At 57.8% G+C, this 11,995-nt stretch carries 10 protein-coding genes and 1 pseudogene; 6 read left to right on the forward strand and 5 right to left on the reverse strand.

What is annotated here, in order from left to right; genetic code table 11:
• Position 1: 1 nt before the first annotated feature.
• The 3 genes and pseudogenes from AC0V6K_RS00800 (at position 2) to rsmD (ending at position 2,497) form a co-directional block, all read left to right on the forward strand.
• The gene (locus tag AC0V6K_RS00800) at positions 2-1,174 is read left to right on the forward strand and encodes an aromatic ring-hydroxylating oxygenase subunit alpha (protein ID WP_472623830.1); all 1,173 of its coding nucleotides are present in this window, start codon (positions 2-4) and stop codon (positions 1,172-1,174) included.
• Positions 1,175-1,191: 17 nt separating this feature from the next.
• Positions 1,192-1,956 carry a pseudouridine synthase gene (locus AC0V6K_RS00805; protein WP_472623832.1) on the forward strand — a complete coding sequence of 255 codons (765 nt, stop codon included), beginning with the start codon at positions 1,192-1,194 and terminating at the stop codon, positions 1,954-1,956.
• Positions 1,953-2,497 (forward strand): annotated as a pseudogene (rsmD, locus tag AC0V6K_RS00810) (16S rRNA (guanine(966)-N(2))-methyltransferase RsmD). Before AC0V6K_RS00805 ends, rsmD begins: the two are co-directional and overlap by 4 nt.
• Before the next feature lie 22 nt (positions 2,498-2,519).
• Here rsmD and AC0V6K_RS00815 read toward each other — a convergent pair.
• A complete protein-coding gene (locus tag AC0V6K_RS00815) occupies positions 2,520-2,882 on the reverse strand; it encodes a hypothetical protein (RefSeq protein ID WP_472623834.1) in 363 nt (120 codons plus the stop codon).
• Between the two features lie 266 nt (positions 2,883-3,148).
• On the opposite strand from AC0V6K_RS00815, the gene AC0V6K_RS00820 reads away from it, so the two are divergent.
• Positions 3,149-5,464 (forward strand): ATP-dependent helicase, encoded by a 2,316-nt coding sequence (locus AC0V6K_RS00820; RefSeq protein ID WP_472623836.1) that lies wholly within the window; start codon positions 3,149-3,151, stop codon positions 5,462-5,464.
• Positions 5,465-5,467: 3 nt separating this feature from the next.
• Here the strand turns inward: AC0V6K_RS00820 and trhA are convergent, their stop codons facing one another.
• From trhA to AC0V6K_RS00835, 3 genes are all read right to left on the reverse strand, one after another.
• The gene (trhA, locus tag AC0V6K_RS00825) at positions 5,468-6,100 is read right to left on the reverse strand and encodes a PAQR family membrane homeostasis protein TrhA (protein WP_472623838.1); all 633 of its coding nucleotides are present in this window, start codon (positions 6,098-6,100) and stop codon (positions 5,468-5,470) included.
• A 26-nt stretch (positions 6,101-6,126) separates the two neighbouring features.
• Complete coding sequence (locus AC0V6K_RS00830) at positions 6,127-7,494, reverse strand: DEAD/DEAH box helicase (protein ID WP_472623840.1); 1,368 nt, start codon at positions 7,492-7,494, stop codon at positions 6,127-6,129.
• A 151-nt stretch (positions 7,495-7,645) separates the two neighbouring features.
• Complete coding sequence (locus AC0V6K_RS00835; protein WP_486172527.1) at positions 7,646-8,260, reverse strand: hypothetical protein; 615 nt, start codon at positions 8,258-8,260, stop codon at positions 7,646-7,648.
• Between the two features lie 174 nt (positions 8,261-8,434).
• Here AC0V6K_RS00835 and AC0V6K_RS00840 point away from each other — a divergent pair, with 174 nt between their 5' ends.
• Both AC0V6K_RS00840 and AC0V6K_RS00845 read left to right on the forward strand, forming a co-directional pair.
• Positions 8,435-9,874, forward strand: a complete 1,440-nt coding sequence (locus AC0V6K_RS00840; protein WP_472623844.1) for an FAD-binding oxidoreductase — start codon at positions 8,435-8,437, stop codon at positions 9,872-9,874.
• Positions 9,875-10,008: 134 nt separating this feature from the next.
• Positions 10,009-10,803: a SapC family protein gene (locus AC0V6K_RS00845; RefSeq protein ID WP_472623846.1), complete on the forward strand. Its 795-nt coding sequence runs from the start codon at positions 10,009-10,011 to the stop codon at positions 10,801-10,803.
• 89 nt (positions 10,804-10,892) lie between these two features.
• Here the strand turns inward: AC0V6K_RS00845 and AC0V6K_RS00850 are convergent, their stop codons facing one another.
• A complete protein-coding gene (locus AC0V6K_RS00850) occupies positions 10,893-11,804 on the reverse strand; it encodes an N-formylglutamate amidohydrolase (RefSeq protein ID WP_472623848.1) in 912 nt (303 codons plus the stop codon).
• Positions 11,805-11,995 lie beyond the last annotated feature (191 nt).

The following is an 11,995-nucleotide window of genomic DNA, read 5'->3' on the forward strand; positions in this document are numbered from 1 at the left end:
CATGAACGCAAGCTCAACACAAAAGCGGGGGCAAAGCACCGGATTGCGGCCAAGCGACAGCCAATTGGCGTTGGCTGAGGCGATCCGGCGCGGAGAAAAGCGCGAAACCGATGTAATCGGCAGCGTGCCGGCCAATCGCTACACCGACCAGAAGCACTTCGCGCGCGAGAAAGCCGCCTTGTTTGACCGGCTACCGCAAGTGCTTGCTCCATCCGCTCTTTTGCCAGAAGCGGGAATGGCGGTTCCGCATGATGCGACCGGTCGCCCACTGCTCATCACCCGCGATGCCGAAGGCCAAGCGCATGTGTTCCTCAACGTGTGCCGCCATCGCGGGACCCGATTGGTAGAAGGCGACGATGTGCAATGCGCCAAACGCTTAGTGTGCCCGTATCATGCCTGGACTTATCGCCTTGATGGCAAGCTGCTCGCTTTGCCCCGCCCTGAGACATTTCCTGGCATGGATAAGGGCGAGTTCGGGTTGATCGAGCTACCTTCGTGTGAGGCAGGCGGCCTGATCTGGTTTGCTCCCGAGCAAGGTGCGGACTTCTCCGATGCTAAACGGCTGGGCGAAGATTTCACCGCCTTCGGTATGGACCAGTCCTATCTCTTCCGCCGCAAGACTCACACGGTCAAAGGGAATTGGAAGCTGATCATGGATGCGTTCCTGGAAAGCTACCATGTCACCCGTCTGCATGCGCAAACCATCGGACCGTTCTTCAAGGATGGCATCACCAGCGGTGATAACATCGGGCCGCATCTGCGTTCTGCCGTTGGGCGGCTTGAAGAGATGGACGGGATCGATCTGACCGATATGGATGCAATGCGCCGCGTGGTGACCTTTGCTTATCAGCTTCTCGTCGGCACCGTGATTGTGCCCAGCCCCGACTATGTGAATGTTATGGTTTTGATGCCACAGGCTCACAATCTCACGCTGGTCGAGGATTTCATGCTCATTCCCGAGGAACCGAAAACCGAAAAAGCCCGCGATCATTGGGAGCGCAGTTGGGACCTGCTCGACGGCGGAGTTTTTGCAAGTGAGGACTTCCGCGCCGCAGAACTGGGCCAACAAGGACTGGAAAGCGGTGCAATCAAGGAATTGACGCTCGGCACGCTCGAAGGCGGGATCGCGCGATTTGACGCTATCGTTCAAGACGCATTGCGCGAAGTGAACTGAGCGCCTAGGCGCGCGGGATGTCTCAAGAACCCCGCCCTGAAGGTGATCGGATCGCGAAGCTGCTCGCGCGCGCCGGTGTTGCCAGCCGCCGCGAGATCGAGCGTATGATCGAAGCGGGCCGCATCACCATCGACGGCAAGCCGGTCACCACGCCTGCAACATTCCTAACCAGCCTCAGGGGTGTCAGCGTCGACGGGAAGCCTGTCGCGGCTCCAGAACCCACACAGCTCTACGCATTTCACAAACCCACCGGCTTGATTACTGCCGAACGCGATCCAGCAGGCCGCGCCACGATCTATGCTGCGCTCACCAACGCATTGCCCAAGGATACTCCGCGCCTAATGCCAATCGGTCGGTTGGACCTTAACACTGAAGGCCTATTGCTGCTTACAAATGATGGCGGGTTAAAACGCCAGATGGAGCTGCCAGCCACAGGCATTCCGCGCACCTACCGCGCGCGCGCATTCGGCGATGTCCGCCAAGAGCAGCTTGAAGCGCTTGCCGAAGGAGTTGAGATTGACGGCATTCGCTATGGCTCCATTGACGCCAATTTGGAGCACGGCGGCTCGGGCAAGAACAACTGGATCGAGATGACAATCACAGAAGGCAAGAACCGTGAGGTGCGCCGAGTGCTTGAATATCTCGGTCTCAAAGTGAACCGCCTAATCCGCACAGCCTATGGGCCATTCCTACTAGGCGATTTGGGGCGTGGACAGGCCGCACGCATTCGGAAAGGCGATCTCGACCGGTTCGTCAGCAGTCTGAAAAAGGCCAAGCGATGAGGATCATCTCAGGTGAGTGGCGTGGTCGCAAGCTAACTGCACCCAAGGGCGATGCCACCCGCCCCACCGCCGATCGCACGCGAGAAACGCTGTTCTCGATGCTCACAAGCAGGCTGGGCACGTTTGAAGGCCTGCGCGTCGCCGATCTGTTCGCCGGATCGGGTGCATTAGGGATTGAAGCGCTTTCCCGCGGTGCCGCGCATTGCCTGTTTGTCGAGCAGGATCGAAGCGCGGTTGATGTAATCAAGACGAACCTGTCGACATTGGGCGCTCTAAAGCGCTCAAGGATTGAGAACGGCTCAGTTATGCAGCTGCGCGCTGCGCAAGAGCCGTACGATCTTCTGCTGCTGGATCCCCCTATCAGACCGGAGCAGGCGCCGTTGCGCTCGATCGCCTGCTGCGCCTGGGCTGGATTGGAGACGCAACGTGGATGGCTGTTGAAACCTCCGCGAAAGAGGATGTCAAAGTCGACGGACTGGCAGTCGATGCCGAGCGGCGTGTGGGCAAGGCAAAGCTCACGTTGCTCCGCCCGGCATCTTAGCCCGATTACGGAGTCACTCGGGCTATTCGGCCTTCGGTGCGGTTCTGCCTTCAATCCGCGTCCAGGTCTTTTCCTGATCCTCAGGCGTCATGCGGCTCAAGGTAACTTTGTCAGGGTCTGCGAGCCCCCAGAACATCTTTTGCCGCGCTTCGTTCAGAGTCCAGTAGTAGGCTTTGGTGTCCTCAGGCCACGTAGAGTACGACAGCCGCATGTCTTCGGGCCACTGAGCCATGGACGCTTTCTGGTCAGGCGTCGGCTCCGATCCATCTGGCGAAGGCGCAGCCTCCTCCTGAACCATAGGGGCGGCAATGCCAGAAACTGGTACGAGTGCGAGCCCAAAGGCGCCGATCATCGCTGATGTTCTTATGGGGAAATTATAACGCATGGGATTCTCCTTTGTGTGGTTCCCAAGCGTGTACGAACGCGACCCATCCAAATGGTTTTCCCCTCATCTGGACGCGCCCTTTATGGATAGGCAGGCCGCTCTCGTATAGGCTCCTGCGGACGGCGCAGCGCGCCAAAGACACACACTGGCGAAAGCCGAAAGAAAGGCGCGGCGAACCGAAATTCTGGATATGAGACCTGTCTGCTCCGCACCGCTTGCAGGCTTGCAGCCATCGTGAACGTTCTCTACTTGTTCGCATTCTTGATATGACCGATTCCGCCCGACCCAACACTCCAGCCATCCCGCCGGAAGGCCAGGTGCCAGCCTATGCTGCGCGACTTAATCCGCCGCAGCGCGAGGCGGTGCTGACCACTGAGGGTCCGGTGCTGATGCTGGCAGGTGCTGGAACAGGCAAGACTGCAGCACTGACGGCTCGGCTCGCACATCTGGTGGCCACCCGCCGCGCATGGCCGAGCCAGATCCTCTGCGTCACTTTCACCAACAAGGCCGCACGCGAAATGCGCGAAAGAGTCGCAGGGCATTTGGGTGTCGACAGCGAAGGCATCCCATGGCTCGGTACTTTCCACTCGATCTGCGCCAAGATGCTGCGCCGCCATGCCGAGCTGGTGGGGCTAGAGAGCAATTACACCATTATCGACACGGACGACCAGCTTCGATTGCTCAAGCAACTGATCGTGGAAAGCGGCGAGGATGAGAAGCGATGGCCCCCTCGCCAGCTCGCCGGCCTAATTGATCGTTGGAAAAACCGTGGCCTCAACCCTGGTGACCTCGATGCGACCGAGAACGAAGCCTACGCCAATGGTAAAGGAAAGCAGTTCTATCAGCTTTATCAGGACCGCCTGAAAGCACTAAACGCCTGCGATTTCGGCGATCTGATGCTGCACATCCTGAATATCTTTCGCAAGCATAACGATGTCCTTGCCGACTATCAGCAACGCTGGAAGTACGTTCTGGTCGACGAGTATCAGGACACAAACGCTGTGCAGTATCTCTGGCTGCGCCTGCTTGCGCAGACCCACAAGAACATCTGCGTGGTCGGCGATGATGACCAGTCGATCTATTCATGGCGAGGGGCAGAAGTCGCCAATATCCTTCGGTTTGAAAAGGATTTCCCCGGCGCGGCGGTGATCAGGCTGGAACAAAATTACCGCTCCACCCCGCATATCCTTGGCGCAGCGTCGGGCCTGATCCGCGCCAATTCTCAGCGACACGAGAAGACGCTTTGGACCGAGGCCAACGGCGGCGACAAAGTCAAAGTTGTCGGCGTATGGGACGCTCCAGAAGAAGCGCGCCGCGTAGGCGAAGGAATCGAACGTCTCGAAGGCGAAGGCGCACCTTTGGATCAGGTCGCAATCCTCGTGCGCGCTCAATACCAGACGCGCGAATTTGAAGACCGCTTCATCCAGATCGGCGTGAACTATCGGATCATTGGCGGTTTCCGCTTCTACGAACGCGCCGAAATCCGCGATGCCCTCGCCTATCTGAGAGTGATTGCACAGCCGCAAGACGATCTGGCGTTCGAGCGCATCTACAATCAGCCCAAACGTGGGCTTGGTGCGAAAACACTGGAGAAAATGCATCAGCATGCGCGGCGCGTCGGGCTTCCCCTCGCCGCTGCATCGCTGGAACTGGCCGACAGCGACGAACTTCCCAAGCGTGCCGCCAACACAATCGGTGGTTTGATGCGGCAGTTCCTCGCATGGCGCGAAGCGGCGGAGAATCTCACTCCTGCTGATCTGCTGCGCCTTGTTCTTGATGAAAGCGGCTACAACGACATGCTTTCGGCAGATCGCTCTCCCGAAAGCGCTGGCCGCGCGGAAAACCTCTCCGAACTGGCTCGCGCGATGGAGGAATATGAAACACTCGGCGACTTCCTCGAACATGTTTCTCTCGTCATGGACAATGATCGTGGTGACGAAGAAGAGACCGTCACGATTATGACGATCCACGCGGCCAAAGGCCTCGAATTCGATCATGTCTTCTGCGTCGGGTGGGAAGAAGGCGTGTTCCCCAGCCAGCGCGCGATGGACGAAGGCGGACTTGCGAGCCTCGAAGAAGAACGCCGCCTCGCCTATGTCGCCATCACCCGAGCGCGCCGCCGCTGCATGATCTACCACGCCGCCAATCGTCGCATCTATGGCCAGTGGACCAGCTCGATCCCATCGCGCTTTATCGAAGAGCTACCAGAAGAACATATCGAACAGGAAACAACGCTTACCGGCGGGGCATCCCTATGGCAGGCCAATTGGAGCGAGAGCGAAGACCCCTTCGCCCATGTCGCCAAGAGCCGTCCCGATCGCTCGCAAGCGCGTGGTCCCGGATGGCGGCGCGCACTGACGTCAGGGTACGAAACCAAGCAGACGCGCTTGGCAGAACCGGGCCGCAGCGCCGCGAGCTTCGCCGCTAAGCCCCGCAGCGACATCGCTATCGGCGCTATGGTCACCCACGCCAAGTTCGGCACCGGCTGCGTGATTGATCAGGAAGGCAACAAGCTGACCATCCAGTTCGAAGAAGCGGGCGAAAAACGCGTGATTGACAGCTTTGTGACCGTGGTGGGCTAGTCCCTACCCCGCCAAAGCAACCCAAATTCCGGTCAAGAACGACGTCGCGCCCAGCGTGCCCCATGCGTGCCAGATGGGATAGCGATACCGTCTTTCTTTCTGGCGATAGTACCACGTTCCTATAGAATAGAGCACTCCACCCGCGAGCAAGGCGTAGCTGGTTCCCTTGGGGAGTTGCGTCCAGAAATCAGGCAGCGCAGCGAGGCCAAACCACCCCAGCCCAAGGTAAGACACCAGCGACCAGCGCGAGTCGATCTGAGGCGCAAAGATTTTGAAGGCGAAGCCGACCAGTGCGCAAATCCAGATAATCGTCAGCAGCACCCACGCACTACGCGTGTCTGACAAGACCAGCAGCGGACTGAATGTCCCGGCAATCACGATGTAAATCGCGGCATGGTCCCAGCGGCGAAGTACTGGCCTCAGATCATGGCGTGGTAGCAAATGATACGCGAAGGAAATGCCGACCGAGGCAAAGGCGGCGAGCACATAGATGATCGTTGCGCTTAAGACCCAAGGTTCGTCGCGCATCGCGGCCATGTTAAGCAAGAACGCGCTGACGATCGCAAAACCAACCAGACTGACCGCATGGATCAGTCCGTCAGCCCATCTCTCAGGTGCAGTTTTGCTGGGAAACATTGTCTCTCAAGGCAGCGTGGTGAACGTCAGTCCTTGAAGCCGACGCCCAGAAAGCCAGGCTTTGGCCCATTCCATTCGCCTACAGGCACAGGTTCATCGTCTTCATCACGCTTGCGGCTCCGCCCCTTGCGGGCAGGCTTTTCATCAGAAGACGACTTCTCACGACGGGGCTTCTTGGGTGTCTCGCCACCTTCGTCTTCGCGCTTGTTTCGGCTGCGAGTACGCTTGGGCTTTTCTTCCTTGGCCTCTTCGCTCGCTGCGGCCAGTTCGACACGAACGTCTTCCTTGCCAAACACCTTGATCGCACTGCCGGTCAGCTTCTCAACGTTGGCGATGGCTTCGGCATCTTCCTTGGCGACAAAGGTGAAAGCGCGCCCCTTGGCCCCTGCCCGGCCCGTGCGGCCAATGCGGTGGACGTAGTCATCGGGATGCCACGGCGTATCAAAGTTGAAGACGTGGGAGACGCCCTTGATGTCGAGCCCGCGAGCCGCAACGTCGGAAGCCACAAGGATGTTCACATCGCCGGACTTGAACCGATCGAGCTCTTTAAGGCGCGAGTTCTGATCCATATCGCCATGGATTTCGCCGCTGGCAAAACCGTGACGCTGCAGGCTCTTGTTGAGCTCTCGAACCGTAGTCTTCTTGTTAGCGAAGATAATCGCGGTCTCGACATGGTCGTTCTGAAGCAACCAACGCAGCGTTTCGCGCTTCTGGCGCGATTGCACAGGCACCTTAAACGCAGTGATATCCTTGTTTGTGGTGGCGGCACGCGCCGTTTCGATTCGCTTGGGATTGCTCAGGAACTTTTTCGCCAGCTTCTCGATCGGAGCGGGCATTGTCGCTGAAAACAGCATGGTTTGGCGCGTTTCAGGCAGCTTGTCGCAGATGAACTCGATGTCTGGGATGAAGCCCATGTCGAGCATCCGGTCCGCTTCATCGATCACGAGCAATTCGCAGCCTGAAAGCAGGATCTTGCCCCGCTCAAAGAGGTCCATCAGACGACCCGGGGTTGCGATCAGGACATCGACACCCTCGTCGAGAGCCTTCAGTTGGTCTCCCATCTGCACGCCGCCGATTAGCAGCGCCATTTTGAGATCATGGTTCTTGCCGTACTTCTCAAAGTTCTCGGCAACCTGCGCCGCAAGTTCGCGGGTCGGCTCTAGGATCAGCGAACGCGGCATCAGCGCTCGGCGGCGGCCTGCAGCCATCACATCGATCATCGGCAAAACAAAACTTGCGGTTTTGCCCGTGCCGGTCTGCGCGATCCCGATCAGATCCTTCATCATCAGGACAGCAGGAATTGCCTCCGCCTGGATGGCAGTGGGCTCGGTGTAGCCAGCATCATCGACGGCTTTGAGCAATTCAGGAGAAAGGCCGAGATCGGCAAAAGTCATAAGGTTGAATATGTCCGGATATTAGATGACGCGAGCGCCGAGATGGATGCGGCGCCAATTAGCCCCGAAAACAGGCTGCGCGTCTGGGCAAAAACGCCCGAAAAGTCAATGTTTGGGGAAGCGGGCCGCCCTCGCAGATTTTAGGTGTCAATTATTTGCTGACGGCTACCAGCTGACGCATCCGATCAACTTCGCAATTGGCGCCAGTGCGCGATTGCAGTTTGTCTCGATCTACGCAGAGCTTTCCGTCTTTGCTGCGCTCGACATAAAAGCCAGAATAGAAATCGCGTGCACGGCAGGCCTTTTCGAGGTTGATCTTTACGATCCGGCGGTCGCGCAGGAACAGAAGCAACTGGTTTCCGCTTCCTGTCTGAACAGCAGCAATTCCCGAAACAGGGATGCACTTTTCCATCTTCTTCTCTTCATATCGCGCGTTGAGGGATCGGCGCGGGAGAGTGGCAAACAGACTGTTGCTGTTGTTAGTCCGACGAGGGGAGATGCGGATAATCACGCGTTGCTCCACGCGGATTTGGTTCACGGTCTGACGTTCACGGATTGCGTTGAGAGGGTTCGGCCCATCGCTGACCGGCTGTGTGACGTCCTGATCTTTGCTGCAAACTGGCCCGGCAGTTTCGGAAACGGATTCGCTGGCAGAAACTTTTAGCGCAGCCGCCGCCCCTAAACCAGCCGAAGGCATCGAGGCGCTTTGACCCAATACAGGCAGTAAAAGCGCTACAGGCGCTGCAAGAGCGTACAAGCTTGCCATTGCTGTTTAGCTCGGAAGCCTCCTCCAATTCGAAACCTACCGCTGCCGTTTGCTTCCACCGCGACATCGGGTGTCGGCGTCGTAGCCTAATCGATTGAACGCTGCCTTAACCTTCGTGGCAAGTGGGTCACAAGGGATGGTGCTTTCACCAAATCCTGTGGCATAGGCGCAACAATGACGATCACTTCGACCATCAAAGATGCCTTTATGGATGCGGCAAGCGATTTGCTTGGATCCAAGGGACTGCAGACCGACGACGAGGTTTTGGAGCCTTGGCTGACTGATTGGCGCGGCCGTTACACCGGGAAGGCTTTTGCACTCGCTTCCCCCGGATCAACGGATGAGGTTGCTGCACTGGTGAGGCTGTGTGCGGAGCAAAAGATCAAAATTGTACCCCAAGGGGGCAATAGCGGCATGGTTGGCGGTGCTACGCCAGATGACGAAGGTGACGCTCTTCTTCTTTCCCTGCGCCGCATGAACGGTATTCGTTCGCTGGATGCTTCGGCTGGCCAAGCTGTCTGCGAAGCCGGTGTCATCCTTCAGACCTTTCATGACGCGGCAGAAGCAGCAAAAATGCGATTCCCCTTGACGTTGGGCGGCAAGGGCTCTGCGACGATGGGCGGGCTGGTATCTACCAATGCTGGGGGCACGCAGGTTCTGCGCCATGGAACCATGCGCGCGCAGATCTTGGGGATCGAGGCGGTTCTGGCCGATGGCACCGTCTTCAATGGTCTGACCGCGCTTAAGAAGGATAATCGCGGCTTTGACCTGAAACAGCTCCTAATTGGGTCGGAAGGCACTCTCGGCATTGTGACAGCAGTCAATCTGCGATTGCTCCCCTACCCAACCGCGCGAGCAACAGCGTGGACTGGCGTTTCGAGCATCGTTGAAGCACGCGCACTTCTACAACATATGCAGAGACTTATGGGTGACACCCTGGAAGGCTTCGAGGTCATACCCGATCACTGCCTCGAGAATGTCCTGTCTCACTTGCCCGACGCGCGAGCTCCACTGACAAGCACCCCAAGTTGGAATGCGTTGATCGAATGTGCCTCCGTCTCCGGGTCGGACGAAACGCTTCGTGAAGAACTGGAAACCGCATTGGCTGGAGCGATGGAAAGCGGCCTTCTCAACGATGCTGTTATCGCTTCGAATGAACGCCAGGCGGAAGATTTCTGGCTGCTTCGTGATTCCATTTCCGCGGCAGAGCGTGCGCTTGGGCCTGCCATGCAGCATGACATTTCCGTCCCCGTAGAGAAGATGCCCGAGTTCATCCTCGCTGCAATCCCCGCGATCGAAGAAGCGTATGAAGGTACTCGCGGTGTCGCCTTTGGCCATTTGGGTGATGGCAATGTGCATTTCCATATCATCGCTCCCAAAGGCACGGTGCCCGGAGAGTGGGAAGAAGGCGAAGGGAAACGCATCAGCGCGCATGTTTATGACCTGGTCACACAATGGGGGGGCTCGATCAGCGCTGAACATGGCATTGGACAAATGAAGATCGGCGAGCTGGAACGGCTAAGCGATCCTGTGGCCCTTGCCATGATGCGATCGGTCAAATCTGCTCTGGATCCCGATAACATCCTCAACCCCGGCAAGCTCGTCCCAATGTGAGCGAATAGCGCGCACGACTTGCACCATACGGCGCGACCGCCTAAGGCGCAGCGCGTTCGGTTTTTGGATGGGTTCTGGACGGGCACATCACAACACCGAGAACAATTTCCAGACCTCTTTATCGGAGACGAACAATGGCCACCGCGCCGCAGCCACAACTTCCGCTGTTTTACAAAGACCTGCTTCCTCTCAACAGCCGTGATCACGGCGACTGGAAAGTCGGTGGTTTTGACGATGCCTCCTTCCTGGCAGAAACCCACGCCATTCCGCTGACAGTTGATGAATTCATCGACGCACAGCGCGACTATCCGATCGTTTTCACCGCTGGTGAAAACCCGCTGCCGATTGCTCTGTTTGGCCTGAACGATGGTGTGAACACCTTCATCGGCGAAGACGGCAAGATGGTTCCGGACGTGTATATTCCGGCCTACATCCGCCGCTACCCCTTCATCCTTGCCAAGCTTCAGCCGGACTCAGACGATATGTCGCTCTGCTTCGATCCGACCGCTGGCGTTGTGAAGAAGCAAAAAGAAGGCCACGAGCTGTTCGCTGATAGCCAGCCGACCGAATACACCAACAACGTCCTCGAATTCTGTAAGAAATTCGAAGAGTCTGGCCAGCGCACCCGCGCTTTCGTTGAAGAGCTGGCTAAGCTCGACATCCTGATGGACGGCGAGATTGCGATCACCCGTGGCGAAGCCCCTGATGCCCCGTTCGTCTATCGCGGCTTCCAGATGGTTGATGAAGCCAAGCTGCGCGAACTGCCGACTGACAAGCTTGAGGCGCTGAACAAGAACGGCATGCTGATGCTGATCCACGCTCACATGTTCTCGCTCAACCTGATGCGTAAGATCTTTGAGCGTCAGGCCATCCAAGGCAAGGTTCCGCAAATGCAGCCTGCCGATGGCGATGCGCCTGCCGCGAGCTAAAGATTTGGCACGTAGAAAATGTGATGGCCGGGGGCGCTACCAAGCGCTTCCGGCCATTTTCTTTCTAACAGTCTGAGGCTTGTTGCGAACTACTCAGCCGCCTGAGCAAAGTCTGTGCTTGTGCCAAGGCGTGCAGCTTGTGCCCCAAGCTCTCTTACCAACCCGGCTAGGACACCAGATAGCGTGTGCAGCCCTTCAGACGGCTGGTCCAGTTTTTCATCCAGGTAGGACGAGCGGCAAACCTCAACCTGTATCGCATGAATGCCGCGCGACGGCGCCGCATGCCGATCCAAGACATATCCGCCCGCATAAGGCCGGTTGTGCGCGCTTGAGCACCCTTGCTCTTCCAAAAACCGGAAAGCGCGTGAAAGCAGGCTACCGTGACAAGAGGCTCCGAACCGATCGCCCAGCACTATCTCCGGCGCGCGCGCATCACCTGCTGTTGCTCGAAGCGGCGGCATAGAGTGTAAATCAACCAGCAGCGCCACGCCCCATTCGTCACGGATACGGCGCAGTTCTTCGGATAGAAACTCGTGGTATGGGCGGTGTATTCCTTCAATCCGCCTGTCCAAGTCACTCGCCGAGAGTGGTTGACGCCAAATCTCACCGAAACCCGGCAGTCTACGCGGCACGAGACCAAGGCCGCTCTTGGCCCTCCTGCTCGGCTTCGCCCCTCTAGCCAACCGTAAGCGTGCGTTCGCTACCATTTCCCAGTCGACGTCATCATGTGCGCGATTGAGATCGAGCATTGCGCGCGGGGCGTTGGCCACGAGCAATCCAGTGCGCGTCTGCCGAGCAACTTCGACCGCTAATTTGTCGACGTATCGGTCCTCTAATCGCAATCGGCACAGTTCTTCATCGCGCATCTGGGTCAGAACGCTGTCTGGATAGGCTCTTCCTGCATGAGGAACCGCAATCAGGACCGGCATGGGCAAGGAATGCGGTGAAATGCAACGGAATGCCCGTTCGTCAGTCGCTTCGTGGATTGCGCCACCGGACACGCGCTTCAACTCCGTTTGCACACTAGCCGTGCTTTTCGGACCGGAACTCGGTTTCTCGTTTGATTTGGGATCCTTGCCAGTCATTAAGCCAATTGCTGCCGCGTTTCACATTCTGAGTCAAAACAGATTATTGCGATAAAAGTGCCCAGCGCGACGCAAAATTCACAGCTTGACCAGTCAGCGTCTCAAAG

The sequence above is a fragment of the Erythrobacter sp. S43 genome, from assembly GCF_057364955.1.

Bases quoted from the DNA above. Each gene is read 5' to 3' on its own strand.
- AC0V6K_RS00820 (WP_472623836.1), top strand. From the start codon at position 3,149: ATGACCGATTCCGCCCGACCCAACACTCCAGCCATCCCGCCGGAAGGC.
- trhA (WP_472623838.1), bottom strand. From the start codon at position 6,100: ATGTTTCCCAGCAAAACTGCACCTGAGAGATGGGCTGACGGACTGATC.
- AC0V6K_RS00840 (WP_472623844.1), top strand. From the start codon at position 8,435: ATGACGATCACTTCGACCATCAAAGATGCCTTTATGGATGCGGCAAGC.
- AC0V6K_RS00805 (WP_472623832.1), top strand. From the start codon at position 1,192: ATGTCTCAAGAACCCCGCCCTGAAGGTGATCGGATCGCGAAGCTGCTC.
- AC0V6K_RS00815 (WP_472623834.1), bottom strand. From the start codon at position 2,882: ATGCGTTATAATTTCCCCATAAGAACATCAGCGATGATCGGCGCCTTT.
- AC0V6K_RS00845 (WP_472623846.1), top strand. From the start codon at position 10,009: ATGGCCACCGCGCCGCAGCCACAACTTCCGCTGTTTTACAAAGACCTG.
- AC0V6K_RS00830 (WP_472623840.1), bottom strand. From the start codon at position 7,494: ATGACTTTTGCCGATCTCGGCCTTTCTCCTGAATTGCTCAAAGCCGTC.
- AC0V6K_RS00835 (WP_486172527.1), bottom strand. From the start codon at position 8,260: ATGGCAAGCTTGTACGCTCTTGCAGCGCCTGTAGCGCTTTTACTGCCT.
- AC0V6K_RS00800 (WP_472623830.1), top strand. From the start codon at position 2: ATGAACGCAAGCTCAACACAAAAGCGGGGGCAAAGCACCGGATTGCGG.